At 43.0% G+C, this 19,585-nt stretch carries 13 protein-coding genes; 3 read left to right on the top strand and 10 right to left on the bottom strand.

The annotated features are described in order from the left end of the window. Positions 1–4 precede the first annotated feature (4 nt). From A5878_RS07865 to A5878_RS07820, 10 genes are all read right to left on the bottom strand, one after another. On the bottom strand, positions 5–3,433 hold the full coding sequence (locus A5878_RS07865; RefSeq protein WP_086295275.1) for a pyruvate carboxylase: 3,429 nt from the start codon (positions 3,431–3,433) through the stop codon (positions 5–7). A gap of 22 nt (positions 3,434–3,455) precedes the next feature. Continuing rightward, the gene (locus tag A5878_RS07860; protein WP_086295273.1) at positions 3,456–4,619 is read right to left on the bottom strand and encodes an FtsW/RodA/SpoVE family cell cycle protein; all 1,164 of its coding nucleotides are present in this window, start codon (positions 4,617–4,619) and stop codon (positions 3,456–3,458) included. A gap of 2 nt (positions 4,620–4,621) precedes the next feature. Continuing rightward, positions 4,622–4,921, bottom strand: coding sequence for a YlaN family protein (locus A5878_RS07855; RefSeq protein WP_010748186.1), 300 nt, complete (start codon positions 4,919–4,921; stop codon positions 4,622–4,624). Positions 4,922–5,291: 370 nt separating this feature from the next. Beyond that, positions 5,292–6,326, bottom strand: a complete 1,035-nt coding sequence (locus A5878_RS07850; RefSeq protein ID WP_005225980.1) for a diacylglycerol kinase — start codon at positions 6,324–6,326, stop codon at positions 5,292–5,294. A 10-nt stretch (positions 6,327–6,336) separates the two neighbouring features. After that, a complete protein-coding gene (gene gatB, locus A5878_RS07845) occupies positions 6,337–7,767 on the bottom strand; it encodes an Asp-tRNA(Asn)/Glu-tRNA(Gln) amidotransferase subunit GatB (RefSeq protein WP_005225979.1) in 1,431 nt (476 codons plus the stop codon). Next, positions 7,764–9,236 (bottom strand): Asp-tRNA(Asn)/Glu-tRNA(Gln) amidotransferase subunit GatA, encoded by a 1,473-nt coding sequence (gene gatA / locus A5878_RS07840; RefSeq protein ID WP_086295271.1) that lies wholly within the window; start codon positions 9,234–9,236, stop codon positions 7,764–7,766. The genes gatB and gatA overlap by 4 nt, the downstream gene beginning before the upstream one ends. After that, positions 9,236–9,541 carry an Asp-tRNA(Asn)/Glu-tRNA(Gln) amidotransferase subunit GatC gene (gene gatC, locus A5878_RS07835; protein ID WP_086295268.1) on the bottom strand — a complete coding sequence of 102 codons (306 nt, stop codon included), beginning with the start codon at positions 9,539–9,541 and terminating at the stop codon, positions 9,236–9,238. The genes gatA and gatC overlap by 1 nt, the downstream gene beginning before the upstream one ends. Positions 9,542–9,756: 215 nt before the next feature. After that, positions 9,757–11,787: an NAD-dependent DNA ligase LigA gene (gene ligA / locus A5878_RS07830; protein ID WP_086295266.1), complete on the bottom strand. Its 2,031-nt coding sequence runs from the start codon at positions 11,785–11,787 to the stop codon at positions 9,757–9,759. A gap of 13 nt (positions 11,788–11,800) precedes the next feature. Further along, positions 11,801–14,044 (bottom strand): DNA helicase PcrA, encoded by a 2,244-nt coding sequence (gene pcrA, locus A5878_RS07825; RefSeq protein ID WP_086295264.1) that lies wholly within the window; start codon positions 14,042–14,044, stop codon positions 11,801–11,803. Between the two features lie 212 nt (positions 14,045–14,256). Continuing rightward, positions 14,257–15,723: an alpha-amylase gene (locus tag A5878_RS07820; RefSeq protein WP_086295263.1), complete on the bottom strand. Its 1,467-nt coding sequence runs from the start codon at positions 15,721–15,723 to the stop codon at positions 14,257–14,259. A gap of 205 nt (positions 15,724–15,928) precedes the next feature. Between A5878_RS07820 and A5878_RS07815 the strand changes: the two genes are divergently transcribed. From A5878_RS07815 to A5878_RS07805, 3 genes are read left to right on the top strand one after another with little or no spacing between them, the layout of a single operon-like run. Further along, positions 15,929–16,684 (top strand): DeoR/GlpR family DNA-binding transcription regulator, encoded by a 756-nt coding sequence (locus tag A5878_RS07815; protein ID WP_005225973.1) that lies wholly within the window; start codon positions 15,929–15,931, stop codon positions 16,682–16,684. Then, positions 16,681–17,598, top strand: coding sequence for a 1-phosphofructokinase (gene pfkB / locus A5878_RS07810; protein ID WP_086295261.1), 918 nt, complete (start codon positions 16,681–16,683; stop codon positions 17,596–17,598). The genes A5878_RS07815 and pfkB overlap by 4 nt, the downstream gene beginning before the upstream one ends. A 13-nt stretch (positions 17,599–17,611) precedes the next feature. After that, the gene (locus tag A5878_RS07805) at positions 17,612–19,537 is read left to right on the top strand and encodes a fructose-specific PTS transporter subunit EIIC (RefSeq protein WP_086295259.1); all 1,926 of its coding nucleotides are present in this window, start codon (positions 17,612–17,614) and stop codon (positions 19,535–19,537) included. Positions 19,538–19,585: the final 48 nt, after the last annotated feature.

Raw genomic sequence — 19,585 nt, 5'->3', positions numbered from 1 at the left:
CTCCTTATTTTTCTTTGACTTCAATCAGAAGGTCTCCTGACTGGATTGGTTCCCCATCGGTCACGTAAACATGCTCAACTACACCAGAAAAGCGAGCTTCGACGGAAGTTTCCATCTTCATCGCTTCAGTGACCATCAACGTCTGTCCACGTGCTACTCGGTCACCTTTTTTGACTAATACTTCTAAAACTGAACCACTCATGGACGCACCGATTTGTTCTTTGTTCGTTGGCTCTGCTTTGCGTTTTGTTTGAACAGAACTGATGATCGAACTATCTTTCACAACGATTTCTCGTCGTTGACCGTTCAAGTTAAAGAAGAGGGTCCGATTGCCTTCGATATCTGGTTCACCGATTTCATCAAGACGAATGATCAAAATTTTGCCTTTTTCTAATTCGACATTGATCGTTTCGCCTAAGCGCATACCATTAAAGAAGGTTGGTGTATCAAGGACTTTTACATCGGCAAACTGCTCATACGCTTTTCGATAATCAAGGAAAACTTGCGGATACATCAAGTAGCTCAAAACTTCTTCGTGTTTTGGTTCATAGCCGATTTTTTCCGCTAGTTCTTGTTTCACTTCGGCAAAATTAACTGGCTTGGCAAAGGTTCCTGGACGTTCCGTAAAGGCTGGGCGTCCTTTTAAGATAATGCGTTGCAATTCTTTCGGGAAACCACCGACTGGCTGACCTAACTCGCCTTGGAAGAAGGTGATCACTGATTCTGGGAAACTCAATGTATCGCCTTTTTCAAAAATATCTTTTTCTGACAAGCCATTTTGTACCATGAAGAGCGCCATATCGCCCACGACTTTCGAAGAAGGTGTCACTTTCACGATGTCTCCAAACATCATATTGACTTCATGATACATTTCTTTGATTTCATCCCATTTTTCGCCTAAACCAACGGCTTTGGCTTGCTGCTGGAGATTGGTATATTGTCCTCCTGGCATCTCATGCTTGTACACTTCCGTTTGAGGGGCGTTCAAGCCATTTTCAAAGGAATGGTAGTACATGCGGATATCTTCCCAATAGTGATTCAATTGTTGGATATTATCCACATTGATCTCTGGGCACCGCTCGCCGTTTAAAAGAGCATAATACAAACTACTCATACTTGGCTGGCTCGTTGCGCCACTGATAGCTGACATAGCGACATCCACGATATCAACGCCAGCTTTGGTAGCTGCTGAGTAAGTGATAATCCCATTCCCGCTGGTATCATGGGTGTGCAGATGGATCGGTACATCGATCGTATCTTTTAACTCACTGATCAAACGATAAGCCGCTTGCGGTTTTAATAATCCAGCCATATCCTTGATAGCAATAATATGGGCACCAAGATTTTGCAATTCTTTTGCCATGTCTTTGTAATATTGTACCGAATATTTTTGGCGGGATGGATCATTGATATCCCCTGTATAACAAATCGTCGCTTCTGCAATTTTGCCCGTATCGCGAACGGCTTGGATACTTTTCTCCATTTGTGGGACCCAGTTCAAACTATCAAAAATTCGGAATACATCGATTCCTTGTGCCGCAGATTCTTTAATGAATTCTTCCAACACATTGTCTGGATAATTGGAATACCCGACAGCGTTGGAGCCTCTAAACAACATTTGTAAGAGTGTATTCGGCATTTTTTTCCGGAACATCCGCAATCTTTCCCATGGATCTTCTGTTAAGAAACGATACGCAACATCAAAGGTTGCTCCACCCCACATTTCACTTGAGAACAATTGTGGCAGGCCAGCTTCCGTCATCGCGGCAATTTTCTTAAAGTCATGAGTTCTTACACGAGTTGCCAACAAACTTTGATGGGCATCTCGGAAGGTTGTATCCGTCAGCAAGACATTCTTTTGTTGACCGATCCATTCAACGACACCTTCTGCACCTTTCGTATCTAAAATATTTTTGGCGCTGACAAAATCAGGCGTTGCTTGGATGTGTTGTGGCATCCGTGGTTCATTGTAAAAAGGTTTCTTTTGTTTTTCGATTCCTGGGAACCCATTGATCGTGATTTCACCGATATACTTCATGGTTTTGTTTCCACGGTCACGAATCCGAGGGAAATTGAATAGTTCTGGCGTATTGTCGATAAAGGTGGTTTTGGCTTCACCTGAACGAAAGGCTGGATGAGAAACAACATTACGCATAAAGAGAATGTTTGTTTTTACACCACGTACTCGGAATTCTTTCAGACAGCGCATCATTTTTTGAATTGCTTGGTCGAACGAAGCAGCATGCGTACAGACTTTTACAAGCAGCGAGTCGAAGTAAGGGGTTACCACCGCACCCGCATAAGCATTTCCGACATCTAAACGAACCCCAAATCCACCCGGAGAGCGGTAGGTATCGATCTTACCAGTATCTGGCATAAAATTATTCGCTGGATCTTCTGTCGTCACACGACATTGGATCGCAACACCCTCAAAACGAATGTCTTTTTGTTCAGGAATCCCGATTTCTTTATGCAAGTCTTTGCCTTGTGCAATCAAAATTTGCGTCGTCACGATGTCTAAATTGGTGATCATTTCAGTGATCGTATGTTCCACTTGGACCCGTGGGTTTACTTCGATAAAGTAGAATTTGTCGCCCTCTACTAAAAATTCCACGGTTCCAGCATTGATATACCCGACATGCTTCATTAGTTGAACGGCTGCTTGGCATATTTTTTCCCGTTGTTCATCAGTCATTGACACACAAGGTGCCACCTCGACTACTTTTTGGTGGCGGCGCTGAACAGAGCAATCACGTTCAAATAAGTGAACGACGTTTCCGTGAGTATCTCCTAAGATTTGGACTTCAATATGTTTTGGATTACTAATGTATTTTTCAACGTAGACTTCATCACTACCAAATGCCGCTTTAGCTTCACTTTTGGCACGTTCGTAGCCGTCTCTTGCTTCTTTTTCATCATGAGCGACACGCATGCCTCGCCCACCACCCCCAAGGGCTGCTTTGATCATGATTGGATAATCATGTTCGTTCGCAAAAGCTAAAACGTCATCGATCGATGCAACTGGACCATCAGAGCCAGGAATCGATTGAATCCCCGCCTCGATTGCTGCTGCTTTTGCTTTGATCTTGTCGCCAAAAATATCTAAATGATGGGTGGATGGTCCGATGAAAATCAAACCTTCTTCTTCACAGCGTTGAGCAAATCCCAGATTTTCTGATAAAAAGCCGTATCCGGGATGGATTCCTTCGGCACCGGCTTTTTTCGCCGTGCGAATGATATCTTCAATGTCTAAATACGCATCGATTGGACGTTTGCCTTTCCCCACTAAATACGCTTCGTCTGCTTTAAAGCGATGGACGGAGTATTCATCCTCCGCAGCATAAATACCGACTGTTTTGATTCCTAACTCCGCACATGCGCGGAAGACACGGATCGCGATTTCTCCACGATTGGCAACAAGAATTTTCTTCATCTAATCCACTCCATTCAATTGATCAATAATCCAAATAATATTGCTTCCTCTTTTCTTCGGCACTGATATTTAACACAAAACCGATACAAATCGATAGCATCAGCAAGCTTGATCCACCTTGACTTAGAAATGGGAAAGTGATTCCCGTCAATGGGATCAAACCAGTGATTCCACCTAAGTTGATAAAAATCTGAGACATAAATAATGTCCCTATACCTATACACATCATGGAATTAAAGGGATCTCTTGAACGGATACCGACAAGAAAGATCCGTCCCACCATATAGAACAAAACACCTAAAATGATGATCGATGGGATCAGCCCTAATTCTTCCATAACGATCGAAAATATATAATCGGTGTGCGCTTCGTTTAAGAAGCCACGTTTTTGGATACTATTTCCAAGCCCGCGCCCGAACAGCCCACCGTTGAACATTGCGTAATACCCATTAACCATTTGATGACCTGTATTGTATTCATCAGCAAACGGGTTTAAAAAAGATGAAAAACGACTATAGACATAGTCGGGTAAAAGCTTACCGCCGGTTAGATTCACAAACAAGACGATCAACATACTACCGATAATACCTGCCACCCCTAATATTAAGGTATACAGGTAATTCAATCCGCTAGACAATAACACGACAAATGCCAGCAACATAACGATTACAGCATTCCCTAAGTCGGGATAAAGTGCCATGATCCCGGTGTAGACAAAAACGATTCCGATTGGACGCCAAACCGTTTTCCAAAATTCTTGTTGGATACCTTTTTGACGATAAGATAGCGTCACCGATAAAAACCAAATCACAATAAACTTTAAATACTCTGCTGGCTGAATGGAAAAGCCAGCAATCGATAACCAACCGAGTGCCCCATTTCTTCTTGGGAAAAAGAAGGCAGCGATCAATAAAAACAAGATGACGATCATGGCGATCTGGACAAATTTTTTGTTCCGAAAAACATCCGTTTTCATTTTATACATGACAGCGATCGCTATTAGGCTCACCAACCAAAATAATGTTTGATTGATGACGTAAGAAGCAGCTGTGGTCGGTTGTGTGGCGGTCATCGCAACGTAAGATGTGGAACTATAAACCATCATCAAGCCCGTGACACACATAACAATATATGGTAATAAAATACTATAATCTAATAAATGTCTTTTCTTTACTTTCTCTGGCAAGTTTATGCCTCCTTGCCGATGTCAGGTGTCCGCTGGTCCTCGTAGACCTCGCTATACAATTGGTTCAAATCTTTTTCAAGATCCGCCATCAATTGCTGCCCTGTTTGATTATCAACGATCCCCAAGCGGATCGCAAATGCCACTTGCCGTGATAGACCATACATCTGGGTATCAACCACTTCTTCAAATGCTTTGCATTGTGCGATACATAAACTATTTTCTTGGTTTCGGATCAGCTTTTTGATTCGTTCTGCGTCATCTCTCAGCAGATCAAGCGCTTTTGTAGAATCGATTTGCTCCATTCCGGTCCCCCCATTTCTTCGTTTCACCATTATAGCATATTCTTATTCGCTTTTGCATCCATAGATTGGATAGAAATACGGAAATAACGAACTTTAATGAGCATATATTCGAAAAGTTCGCTTTTTGATGATTATCATTCGTGTTTTGGAAATTTTATTCGTTTTATTTATATGATCCGCGCCCGATCTCGTGAAACAAAGGCAAATCGTGAAACACTTTATAAAAAACGTCCTTTACTAAAATTTAAGAAAAGCTATTCTATCAAGTATTCGAAAAAAAATCGGTGCCTGCTTTTCCACAATTACGTTTTAAAAAAAGAACAGGTCCAAAAGTCCCTGTTCTTTCAACTCGCATGAAAAGAAAAATCGTTTACTTTGTTTCGTCGCCGATCTTGCCATCCCCATTGATGTCCTCATCGGAAAGACGTTCGACTTCTTTAATAAAACCTTCGCTCATCTCTTGATAATTTTGCTCACCAACGACCGCATCGTCAGGGATTTGATCGACATTTGCAAAAAACTCAATATGATTGTGTAGGTTTTCAAAGCGCATAGGAGCATCTCCGCCGTATTCGCCATCAAGGTTGATCATTAAACGATTGACCTGTTCTGGTGCGTCTACTTCAAGAAAAGATGTTTTCGTATAAATCAGACGACGATCGTTGATGTGTTTTCCACCATTCATCATTAAAGCAACTAAGTGGACGATCTCAAAAATATTGGCCGTTTTGACAATGATCAACGAAAATTTCCCATCGTCAAGCTTTGCATCAGGCGCAATCTGTTCAAAGCCCCCCACTGAATTCGTCAGCCCTAAAAAGAACATCGACGCTCCGCCAATGTATTCTCCGTCTTCATACTTTAGATGCATTTTGATTGGTTTGACACGAGGGAGTAATTCCGCTCCTTTTGCTAGATAAGCTAAGTAGCCAAAAACACTTTTCAGTTCAGAAGGAACATCGTAGGTCAATTCCGTTAAGTGCCCACCAGCAGCAATGTTGATAAAATACATGTTGGGTGTTTTTCCGACATCCATTTTCACTGTCTGCTGCTTCAAAATAACTTCCGCAGCTGCTTTGATATCCGTACGGGGAATCTTTAGTGCTCGTGCGTAGTCATTGGTCGTGCCTCCAGGAATGATCGCCATTTTTGGTCGCTTTTCTAAAGGAGCGATCCCATTGACGACTTCATTGATCGTGCCATCCCCACCGGCAGCTACCACCAAATCAAAACCAGCTTCGCCGGCTCTTCTTGCTTCATCACGAGCGGAAAATGGCGCAGCGGTCGTGGCAAATGCACTCGCCTCATAACCGCCAGTTTCCAAAACATCTAAAATATCTGCTAAGTTTTTTCGAATCAATTCTTTCCCAGATGTCGGGTTGTAGATTACTCTTGCTCTTTTCATCACTTGCCTCTTATCGCTTTGCTAGTTCTTCTTGCAACAGCTTGTTCACAACGCCTGGATTCGCTTGTCCTTTGGTTGCTTTCATGATTTGACCAACTAAGAAACCGACTGCGCGGTCTTTTCCGTTTTTGAAGTCATCGACGGATTGTTGGTTGTTATCTAATACTTCATTGATCATAGGTAGTAATTGCGCAGGATCTGATAATTGGATCAATCCTTTGGCTTTTACGACTTCTTCAGCGTCGCCGCCGTTTGTGATCAACTCTTTGAAGACTTTTTTCGCAATCTTCGAACTGATCGTGCCATCGGCGATCAAACGAATCATTCCCGCTAAATTGTCTGGGGTTAACTTCGTTTCTGGCAGTTCCAATTTCTCGCTGTTCAGATACGCTGAAACTTCACCCATCAACCAGTTAGAAGCTTGTTTAGGATCAGCACCAGCATCGATGGTTTTTTCAAAGAAATCGGACATTTCTTTTGATAAAGTCAAGACCATTGCATCATATTCTGGTAAGCCCAATTCAGAGATGTAACGGGCACGACGTTTTTGCGGCATTTCTGGCAAGCTTTGACGTACACGTTCGATCCATTCATCATCGATCACAAACCGTGGGATATCTGGTTCTGGGAAGTAACGATAATCAGAAGAACCTTCTTTGACACGCATCAATAAGGTTTTGCTGGTTGCTTCATCAAAACGTCGAGTTTCTTGTTGGATCTCGCCTCCAGAAAGCAATACTTTGGCTTGGCGTTTTTCTTCAAATGCCAACCCTTTTTTCACGAAGGACATAGAGTTTAAGTTTTTCAGTTCTGTTTTTGTTCCGAATTGTTCTTGGCCGTAAGGTCGCAACGAAATATTCGCATCACAACGCATGGAACCTTCTTCCATCTTCACATCGGATACTTCTGTAAACAAGATGATTGAACGCAACGCTTCTAGATACGCATATGCTTCTTCTGGTGAACGCATATCCGCTTCGGAAACGATCTCGATCAAAGGGGTTCCTTGACGATTTAGATCAACATAAGAATAACCGCCTTTGCCGTGCATGTTTTTCCCAGCATCTTCTTCCAAATGAACTCGCTCGATGCGAATCTTTTTCTTTTTGCCTTCCACTTCGATCTCGATCCATCCATCATGACCGATCGGTTGATCGAATTGCGAAATTTGATACGCTTTTGGATTGTCGGGATAGAAATAGTTTTTGCGGTCGAAATGCGTTTCTTTTGAGATTTCACAATTCAGCGCAAGCGCAGCTTTCATCCCAAATTCGATAGCCGCTTTGTTCATTACTGGTAAAACACCTGGATAGCCCCAGTCGATCACATTCGTGTTGCTATTTGGTTCAGCGCCAAAGTGAGCAGGTGCTGGAGAAAAAATCTTTGATTCTGTTTTTAATTCTACGTGGACTTCAAGCCCAATGACTGTTTCGAAGTTCATGCCTTATCCCCTCCTAAAATCACTGGTTTTTTCGTGTGGAAATCAGTTGCTTGTTCAAAGGCATAAGCCGCTTTATACATGGTTGCTTCATCAAAATGTTTCCCAATGATCTGCAAGCCGACTGGCAGTCCTTCAGAAAAACCTGCTGGGATCGACATCCCTGGAAGTCCTGCTAAGTTCACAGGAATGGTTAAAATATCATTCAAGTACATGGTGATCGGATCATTGATGTTTTCTCCAATACCAAATGCTACCGTTGGGGAAGCTGGGCCAATGATCAAGTCGTATTGGCTGAAGACCTTATCGAAATCTTGTTTGATCAACGTCCGTACTTGACCGGCTTTTTTGAAGTAGGCATCGTAGTAGCCAGCACTTAGTGAAAACGTACCTAACATGATCCGGCGTTTTACTTCTTCCCCGAATCCTTCACTGCGAGAATTGACATAGACATCTTCTAGATTGCTGACATTTTCTGAACGGAAACCATAACGAATACCGTCAAAACGTTGCAAATTAGAACTTGCTTCAGAAGAAGCGATGATATAGTAAACGGCTACCCCGTATTTTGAGTGTGGCAAGCTGACTTCTTCCACAGTCGCTCCTAACGCACGGAAAGTGTCCGCTGCTTTTAAGATTGCTTCTCGAACGCCTGCTTGGATCCCTTCACCTAAGTATTCTTTAGGCAAAGCGACTTTCATTCCTTTGATATCACCCGTCAAACCTGCTGTAAAATCAGGAACAGCGGCGCCTGCTGACGTACTATCTTTCGCATCAAACCCACTGATGGCATTTAATGCAAAGGCATTGTCTTTCACACCACGCGTCATCGGTCCAATTTGATCTAAAGATGATGCAAACGCGATCAGACCAAAACGAGAAACCCGTCCGTAGGTTGGCTTCATCCCGACGATTCCATTGAAAGCTGCTGGTTGGCGAATCGAACCACCTGTATCGCTACCTAAAGATAATGGGACTTGTCCCGCTGCAACGGCAGCCGCCGAGCCACCTGATGAACCACCAGGTACTTTTGTCTCATCCCAAGCGTTTTTCGTTTTCTTAAAGAACGACGTTTCGGTACTTGCGCCCATCGCAAATTCATCCATGTTTAACTTACCAACTGGAATCATGTCTGCTTGGTAAACTTTGTCCATGACTGTTGCATCGTAGATTGGGTCAAAGTTGCCTAAAATTTTAGAAGCCGCTGTTGTGCGTAGATCTTTCGTAACAATGTTATCTTTGATCCCAATGGGAATCCCTGCCAACACATTGCCTTCAGTGATACCTTTTTGATCGATAGCTTGCGCTAACTCATGGGCTTTTTCTTCATTCAACGCTAGAAACGCATCGACTTTCGGCTCTGTTTCTTTAATGCGAGCAAAGGTTTCGCTCGTTAAGTCTGTTGCAGTAATTTCCTTTGACACTAATAAGCTGTGTAATTCTTCTAAGCTTTTTTTATATAATTCAGTCATTAGGCACCCGCCTCCCCATTATCAATGATTGCAGGCACTTTGATAAAGCCTTCTTCGGATTCTGGAACATTTTTCATTAATTCATCACGGTCCCAGCCGCCGGTCGTTACATCTTCACGCATCACGTTAATCGTTTCTGTGACATTCGATGTGAATGGTACTCCTGTGGTGTCCACTTCTTCAAGTGTTTCAACCATATCAATAATTTTCCCTAGCTGAGAGGTAAACTCATGTAATTCATCGTCTGAGAATGAAAGTTTTGCTAGTTTGGCAACGTGTTTGACTTGTTCTTCGCTGATCGCCATAAAATCCTCCTCTTTCTCGTATCCGTAATCTACGTTTACGTTTTTCCAATGTATTGTATCATTTTTTTAACAAATCATGAAATAGAATTTGAAAATTATCAAATATAATTGCAAATAAAAGCAGAAATCATTTCTTTCCTCGTAGTGCAGGGAAGAAATGATTTCAATTAGACAAGAAAAAACAACTGCTTCTCGTCTGTGACAATGCTTAAAGGTTATTGATCTGCCGAATGACTGCCTTCGATCGCAGCCACCATTTGAGCTTCATCCCAAACGGTGACACCTAGGGATTGTGCTTTGGTCAGTTTGCTGCCTGCCTCTTCCCCAGCAACAACGATATCGGTCTTTTTCGATACACTGCCTGTTACCTTCCCACCGAGATTTTCAATTCGTTCCTTGGCTTCTTCACGAGTGAAGTGACTTAATTTTCCTGTTAAAACGACGGTTTTCTCTTTAAATGGTGATTCGACGTCTTCCAACTGTTCATTTCTAAGCCCCAAATAAGCAAAGTTGACACCCGCTCTTTCAAGTTCATCTAACAGGTCGTGAACTTCTTGATTGTCAAAATACGTGACGACACTTTCAGCAATCGTTGCGCCGATAGCTTCTAGCGAAATGATTTCTTCTTCCTTGGCTTTGCTGAGCGCCCGCAGATCACCGAAATGTTCTGCTAAAATCCGAGCCGCTTTCGCACCGACATGACGGATGCCTAGCCCAAAAATCAAACGTTCAACCGAATTTCCTTTACTCTGATGAATCGCCCGCAACAGGTTATTGGCTGATTTCTCTTTGATTTTATCAAGGGTCAACAATTGTTCTTCTGTTAAAAAGTACAAGTCGGCCACATCTTTAACTAAGGATTTATCGAACATTTGCTCTAAAACACGGGGTCCTAAACCGTCAATGTTCATAGCATTCCGTGAAACGAAATGGCTGAGTCCTTCTTTGATCTGTGCTGGACACTTTGGATTGATACAACGCAAGGCAACTTCTTCATCTAAATGGATCAGCTCACTCCCACATTCGGGACAATGTGTAGGCGATTCAAAGGGTTGACTTGCTTCTGTTCGTTTTTCTTCCAAGACTTTCGCAACCTCTGGAATAATGTCCCCCGCCTTAAAGATGATGACCGAATCGCCAATGCGGATGTCTTTCATTTTAATGAAATCTACATTATGGAGACTGGCACGGCTGACCGTCGTTCCAGCAACACGAACAGGGGTCATCACAGCGGTCGGTGTCACAACACCCGTCCGTCCCACGGTCCATTCGATCGTTTCGATCACTGTTTCCGCTTCTTCCGGCGGAAACTTATATGCCGCCGCCCATCGGGGTGCTTTTACGGTAAAGCCTAGCGCATCTTGATCTTTGAAATTATTGACTTTGATGACTACGCCGTCAATCTCATAGGGAAGCTCACTGCGCTTGTCATGAAACTCTTCGATATATGCCCAAACCTCATCGATGGTGTGACACACTCTGCGTTCGTGATTTGTACGAAAGCCTAATTGATCCAGTTCATTCAATGCTGAAAATTGATCATTGGCTTCAATTGGTCCAAAGTCAGCTAGTGTGTACAAGAAGGTGCTTAAGTTTCTTTGGGCTGCGATCCGTGTGTCTAATTGTCGCAAGCTTCCAGCCGCTGCGTTTCTAGGATTGGCAAAAACTTCCGCCCCTTCTTCTTCTCGCTGTTGATTCAATTTCAAAAACGAAGCCTTTGGCATATAGCATTCGCCACGAACTTCCAACGAGATCGGTTCTTTTAATTTCAGTGGAATCGATTTGACGGTCTTTAGGTTTTCTGTAATGTTTTCACCTACCGTACCATCTCCTCGAGTTGCTCCACGAACAAAGCGCCCTTCTTCATATTTCAAGGAAATTGACAATCCATCGATCTTTAACTCGCAGACATAATCTACCGCTTTCCCCAGTGCTTTTTGAACACGGGCATCAAAAGCCACGATTCCTTCTTTGTCAAAGACATCGTTCAGGCTATACAGCGGAATATCATGCGTGACCTTTTCAAAGCCAGGTAAAATGATACCGCCTACTCGTTGGGTGGGTGAGTCTTCGGTTACTAGCTGCGGATAATTGGTTTCAATTTCAACCAGTTCTGCATATAGCTGATCATAGAGATAATCTTCCACGGAAGGCTGATCTTTTACATAGTATTCGTAAGCATACTGATTTAATTGTGTGCGCAGCTCTTCTGCTCGTGATTGGATTTCTTTTGAAGGGACATCCATCCTAATATCCTCCTTATTTTTCAACTTTTTCAATCGGCGCAAAGGCCGCCAACAATCGTTTGACGCCTTGTTGTGGGAACGCCACATCTAATTCAACATCTTGCGCGCTGCCAGTCGTCCGAACGACGGTACCGATTCCCCATTTTTTATGTTGAACTTTCTCGCCTACTTGCCAAGTATTCCCCGCTGCAGAGGTCTGTTGTTTAGAAGCGACGGTCGTTTGACGCGGTTGTGTATAGCTCGGTTTGAACACTTTTGGTTGAAACGGTGCAGCAGCTTTCGGCTGTGAACGCTCGCCTAATGATTGCAGCAGATCTTGTTCGATCTCTTCGATAAACCGAGACGGACGATTGTATTGGGTCCGACCGTATAATGTTCTGGAAAAAGCGTTGGTCATAAAGAGCTCTTCCTCGGCACGAGTGATTCCCACGTAAGCAAGGCGCCGTTCTTCTTCGAGCTCGCTTTCTTCCATTAAGGCACGAGAAAGCGGGAAGATATTTTCTTCCAACCCAATCAAAAATACCACTGGAAACTCTAGTCCTTTTGCCGCATGCAAGGTCATCAAAGTCACTTGACTACTTTCTTCTTCATAACTATCGACGTCTGACAATAAAGCTAAGTCATTTAAGAAAACACTCAACTTCTCATCTGGTGCATCTGCATCGTCTTCGTTTTGCGCCTCAAACCGTTTGTCGAATTCTTGGGTAACCGATAAAAATTCTTCCAGGTTTTCAAGTCTAGCTTGTGCTTCTAAATTATTCTGGTTGACTAACTCTTGACGATAACCCGTCTTTTCTAATATTTCTTTCGTCAGTTCAGTTACTGAGAGGTAAGGAACCATTTGGGCGAAGCCATCCATCATCATCCCAAAGCTTCCTAATTCTTTGCCGGCCTTTCCAGAAATATTCGCCAACTCGACGTTCATGGCTGCTTCTAGCAATGACCACTCATGAAGATTCGCAAAATCTCGTAGTTTTTCGACGGATGTCGCACCGATCCCACGTTTTGGTACATTGATGATTCGTTCCAAGCTGATGGAATCTCGCGGATTGGCGATCGCCGATAAATATGCCAAAATATCACGGATTTCTTTGCGGTCATAGAATTTTCTGCCGCCGACCATCGTATAAGGAACGTTGGCTTTTAAAAGCATTTCTTCAATGATCCGTGACTGGGCATTGGTCCGATACAATATCGCAAAATCACCGAATTTACGGTTCTTTTCTGCAATTTGTTTTTGCATTTCACTGACGATAAATCGCGCTTCATCTCGTTCACTATCCCCGCGATAATAAGTGATCTTTTCCCCATCATGATTTTCTGTCCATAGATTTTTATCTGGACGGTTGCGGTTATTTTTGATTACTTGGTTTGCCGCATTTAAAATCGTTTGCGTTGAACGATAGTTTTGCTCTAACAAAATCGTTGCGGCATCTGGATAGTCCTTTTCAAAGTCTAAAATATTTTGCATGTTGGCACCACGCCAACCGTAAATACTTTGGTCCGCATCCCCAACAACACAAAGATTTCGAAAACGAGCGGCCAATAAATTGACCAGCGTGTATTGGGCGTGGTTGGTATCTTGGTATTCATCGACATGGATATAGTGGAATTTCCGTTGATAAAATTGCAGCGCATCTTCATTGTCTTGGAAGAGGCGGATCGTATTCATGATTAAATCATCGAAGTCCATGCATTGATTATTGCGCAGCTCTTTTTGATATTTTTCATAGCAACGACCTACGATCTGCTCAAATAGACTACCTTCCATGGCTTGGTAAGCTTCAGGTGTCAACAGCTCGTTCTTGGCATGAGAGATCGTTCCCAAAATAGAACGAGGATCATATTTTTTGGGATCGATATTCAATTCTTTTAATACCCGTTTCATCAGTGTATTTTGCTCAGAAGAGTCAATGATGGTAAAATTTTTCGAATAGCCAATACGATCAACGTCCCTGCGCAAGATTCTGACACACATCGAGTGGAAGGTTGAAACCCAAACGTCTTCTCCACCCGATCCTAATAGTTGACTGACCCGTTCCTTCATTTCACGTGCCGCTTTATTCGTAAATGTGATGGCTAAAATATTCCATGGATTCACATTTTTTTCTTCTATTAAATAGGCGATTCGGTGGGTTAGGACACGGGTCTTCCCACTTCCTGCACCTGCCATCAGCAGCAACGGTCCTTCCGTATGCATAACGGCTTCTTTTTGCCGTGGGTTCATGCGTTCAAGTAATTCACTTTTGGATGACATGATTTTAAACATCCTTTCTTTCTCAATCTTCTCAATTATAGCATTATCGGGGAAAGGGGAAAACCGAACGCTTTGAAAACTTTTAATTAAAAGCGCTTTGATTTTTTCCCTTACGATTCATGCGATTTTTTCAAGAGAAAGTAGGCTTGGTTTGTTTACATAATAAAAAGGCTGTAAACCTACCAGCCTTTTTATTCGTTTGAAGATTTTGGTTAACTAAAGTACTTCTCCACTAGTTTTTCATTTACATAAATCGAGACTTGCCCATCATTGACCGGGAAAACACCTTTTCCGGTATCATCTAAAACAACTTTCGCTTCATTGTTTCTCAATATATCCACGAATGTCTCTCCACCATGGATCGCACTGATAGTCATTTCTTTCTCCGCTCCTTGGGCATTGGTCATCACGACCGCTAATCCAGAAAGCTCATGTTCATAATCGCCAGTTAATACCCAGCCAATGCAATTAGGATCATCGAAATAATCGACTTGATTCCCGAATGCAAGCTTCTCCCGAAGTTTCAGCATATGGACCAGCGCATCCCCGACAGGGGCGATTTCTTGCGCGGGAATCCCAAATAAATCCCCCCAGAAAACTACTGGTACGCCAGCTTTACGTAAAAGGATCAATGAATAGGCATGGACTTTGAACCATCCGTCTATCCAAGATTGTAAACTTTGCCCAACCTGCGTGTCATGATTATCCACAAAAGTCACTGCGTAATCTTCGCGAGCGGCGGTCAACGTCCCTGCAAAAATTTGGCTCATATCGTATTCGCCATTTGAGTGAGATGCTTCATATAAATTGTAGTGCAATGGCACATCAAATAAATAAATCAAATTTCCTGAAGAATCTAAATACTCTTCTAATTTTGGCAGATCCCCTGACCAATATTCTCCGACAACAAATAGTGGTTTGCCTTTTTCCTCGCGTCGGTTTAAGATCCAATCCGCGTAATAGTTGAACTCAATGTGTTTGACCGCATCTAGTCGATACCCGTCAACGCCGGTCAGTTCTTGGTACCATTGGCCCCATTTATTGAGTTGTTCCACTGTTTCGGGATTTTCCATGTCCAAATCACAACCCATTAAGTAGTCGTAATTGCCCATCTCATCATCCACTTGGTTTTCCCAGCCCTTATCAGCGAAGTTAAAAATCCCGTGGTCTTTGTTACGGTCATCATAATCGACACCAGAAAAATTATGCCACGTCCAAACGTAATCATTGTACGTCCCCTGACGTCCTGGGAATGTGAACTTGGTCCAAGCTTCGATTTCTTCCTCATCACTGATCGGTTCATTACGGTTTTCGGTATTGTATTTAACCGCTGGAACGACTTCTTTTTCATCGGCACCAATCAAGTGATTGAAAACGATGTCGGCATAAACCTCTATTCCTTGTTCTTGCAGTGTTTTGATGGCTTCTAGGTATTCATCCTTTGTCCCATATTTTGTTGGCACCGACCCCTTTTGATCGAATTCGCCTAGATCATAATAATCATAGACACCATACCCAACGTCTTCGGACCCAGCTGTCCCTTTATAGGCAGGCGGCAGCCAAATTGCGGTAAATCCATACTCTTTGATTTCTTTACTCATTTCTTTCAATTTGTTCCAGTGCTGGCTATCTGCCGGCAGGTCCCATTCGAACCCTTGTAAAATGACTTTGTTATTCATTTATTTATCCCCCCTTACTTCAATTAAGCCAAATAATAGTAAAAATTGTCAAATATAAGGATAGCTATTAAATCAAAATGACGGTTATCATGACCGATTATGACCGATTCCATTTATTCACGCTTTCATTTTGAATGTTTTTTACTGTTTATGATTGATTTTGAACGAATCATATGGTATCATGGCAGGTGAAGAGGTGATGAAAATGCTTACAGAGGAGCGTCATCAAGCGATTTTGGCACGATTGGAACAAGAAGAGATCGTCAAGGTCAGTGAACTGATTCAACTGTTGGATGCTTCAGAATCAACGATCCGTCGAGACCTGCAAGAGTTGGAAGACAAAGGATTTTTAGTCAGAATTCACGGTGGAGCCAAGAAAAGTCAGCAATTAGGCTTCGAACCAAACATGTCAGAAAAAACGGCGAAGTTTCAAACGGAAAAGCAAAAGATAGCAAGAGCAGCTGCCCAGACGATCAAAAATGGTGAAGTCATTTACTTAGATGCTGGAACAACGACCCTCGAAATGATTCCTTTCCTATCGGCTATCACAGGCCTTAAGGTGGTCACAAACTCCGTCAAACACGCTTCCCTGTTGATCGATCACGGGATCGACACCATGATTTTAGGGGGAACCATAAAGATATCGACGAACGCTGTGTTAGGGATCAATGCTGGTGAACAACTGCGAAAACTACGCTTTAATCGTTGCTTTATGGGCATGAACGGGGCTCATTCTGAGGCTGGATTCACAACACCAGATCCTGAAGAAGCCCTGATCAAGCAGATCGCTTTAGAGCACAGTCAACAAGCCTATGTCTTGCTAGACCATTCCAAATTTCAGCAAACGACTTTTGCTCAAGTTGCCTTTATCGAAGGTGCGACGATCATCACCGATTATTGCCCAAAAAACTATTTAGCGAAATTCAGAGCAAAAACAACCATTATGGAGGTAATACAATGATTTACACAGTAACACTCAATCCATCGATCGACTTTATCGTCCATGTCGATCATTTGGAAATCGGCGCCCTTAATCGAATGAAACAAGACTTTAAACTACCTGGCGGCAAAGGAATCAATGTCTCACGGATTTTGAAACGCATCGGCATCGCCTCGACTGCCCTTGGTTTCGTTGGCGGATTTACTGGTCGTTTTATTGAAGAGTGGCTGACCAAAGAGGAAATCAACAGCAACTTTACCCAAGTCGCTGCGGACACACGAATCAATATCAAACTAAAATCCGGCGAAGAAACAGAAATCAACGGTCTTGGTCCAGTCATTCGCCAGCAAGAAATTGCTGAATTAAAACACCAGTTATCCACTCTTTCTGCCGAAGACATCGTCATCCTATCAGGAAGTAAACCAGCTGGTCTTCCAACCGACTTTTATAAAGAATTGATCAAAATCGTTAAAGAAGCGGGTGCGGAATTTGTCATTGATACGACCGGCGCGGAACTTTTTGATGCTTTATCCGATCAGCCTTTGCTGATCAAACCAAATAATCATGAATTAGCCGAACTTTATGAAATTTCTTTTTCAACAATCGAAGATATTTTGCCTTATGGTCAAAGAATGCTAAAGGATGGCGCTAAAAATGTCATTGTCTCTCTAGGCGGCGATGGCGCCCTGCTCTTTACTGGCAATGAGATCTATCGATCCAATGTGTTGAAACGGCCATTGAAAAATTCAGTTGGCGCTGGAGATTCCATGATTGCTGGATTCATTGGGCGTTATGCAAAGACCAAAGATGTGGTTGAAGCATTCAAATGGGGAGTCGCTTGTGGCAGTGCCACCGCGTTTTCAGATGATTTAGCTGAGGCGTCATTTATCGAAGAATTACTACCGGAAGTCATAATTGAACAAGTGAATCTATAGGAGGATGGAAAAAATGAAAATCAATGAGTTGATGCTGAAAGATGCCATGATCATGGACTTAAAAGCAACAGACAAAAAAGGTGCCATTGATGAAATGGTCGCAAAATTATATGCTGTCGGACGAATTTCAGATATCGAAGTCTACAAAGAAGGAATTCTTGCGCGAGAAGCTCAAACATCAACAGGGCTAGGTGACGGCATCGCAATGCCTCATGCCAAAAACAGTGCGGTCAAAGAAGCGACGGTCTTATTCGCAAAAAGTAATGCGGGTGTTGACTATGAGGCGTTAGATGGACAACCAACGTACCTCTTCTTTATGATCGCAGCACCAGAAGGAGCAAATGATACTCATTTACAAGCATTAGCAGCGCTATCTCGCTTGTTGATCGATCCAGATTTCGTTGCTAAATTAAAAACAGCGACGACTGCTGATCAAGTACAGCAACTTTTCTCAGAAGCTGAGGCACAGCAAGAAGCCGATGCTTTAGCAGAAGAAGCGGCAAACCAAGAAGCAGCACCTGCTAGCGAACGTCCCTATATCGTCGCAGTTACAGCTTGCCCGACAGGGATTGCTCACACCTACATGGCAGAAGATGCTTTGAAAAAGAAAGCCAAAGAGCTTGGTGTAGACATCAAAGTCGAAACAAACGGTTCAGAAGGAATCAAAAATCGTCTAACAGAAGCTGATATCGCCCGTGCTACTGGTGTAATCGTAGCTGCTGATAAAAAAGTAGAAATGGATCGCTTTGACGGCAAACATTTAGTAAACCGTCCTGTCAGTGATGGTATCCGTAAAACCGAGCAATTAATCAATGAAGCAATGAGCGGAACTGCTCCTGTTTTTCATGGTAGCGGCCAAGCTTCTGATAAAGAGGACGCTTCTGCTGATGGTTCAGTCGGTCAACGAATCTATAAAGATTTGATGAATGGTGTTTCTCATATGCTGCCATTTGTTATTGCCGGTGGAATCATGATCGCTATTTCCTTCATGGTGGACCAGTTCATGGGTGTCCCTCAAGATGCCTTGAGTCAATTAGGGAACTACAACCAAGCAGCTTCTTGGTTCAATCAAATCGGTAGCGCGGCATTTGGTTTTATGTTACCTGTCTTAGCTGGATTTATCGCTTCAAGTATCAGTGACCGACCTGGATTGATCGTCGGTTTTGCAGCAGGTGCGTTAGCAAATACAGGTGGTGCTGGTTTCTTAGGTGCCTTGATCGGCGGTTTCTTAGCTGGTTACGTCATCAAGTTCTTACGTTCATTATTCAAAGGCTTACCAAAATCATTAGAAGGAATCAAAACGATCCTCTTCTACCCTGTTTTCGGCCTATTGATCACTGGCTTCTTGATGTTACTGATTAACGTGCCAATGAAAGCTATCAACGACGGCTTGAACAGCTTCTTGACTGGCTTAAGTGGTACCAACGCAGCTTTACTTGGCGCTTTGTTAGCAGCGATGATGGCAGCCGATCTTGGCGGCCCAATCAACAAAGCCGCTTATGTTTTCGGTACTGCAACATTGGCAACGACCGTTGCTGAAGGTGGTAGCGTCGTGATGGCATCTGTAATGGCGGGCGGAATGGTTCCTCCATTAGCAATCTTTGTCGCAACGTTATTGTTCAAAAATAAATTCACAAAAGACCAAAAAGAAGCAGGTTTGACAAATATCGTCATGGGGCTGTCCTTCGTCACAGAAGGTGCGATTCCATTTGCAGCAGCAGATCCACTGCGAGCGATCCCAAGCTTTATCGTCGGTTCTGCCCTGACTGGTGCACTTGTCGGTGCCTTTGATATCCAACTAATGGCGCCACATGGTGGGATCTTCGTTGTCCTGTTATTATCGAAACCAATTTTGTTCTTGCTATTCATCTTGATCGGTGCGATCGTTTCTGGCGTCGTATTCGGTTTGTTGAAAAAAGCGCCTGAGCAAGCAGCTTAATTGAAAAGACCCACAAGTGTAGTGACCCCAAAAAGTTAGACTTTTATG

Origin of the sequence: Enterococcus sp. 3G6_DIV0642, assembly GCF_002140635.1 — a bacterium.
Lineage (GTDB): Bacteria > Bacillota > Bacilli > Lactobacillales > Enterococcaceae > Enterococcus_D > Enterococcus_D casseliflavus.
The sequence above is the reverse complement of the archived record's forward strand: the minus strand, read 5'-3'. Positions and strand labels throughout refer to the sequence as shown.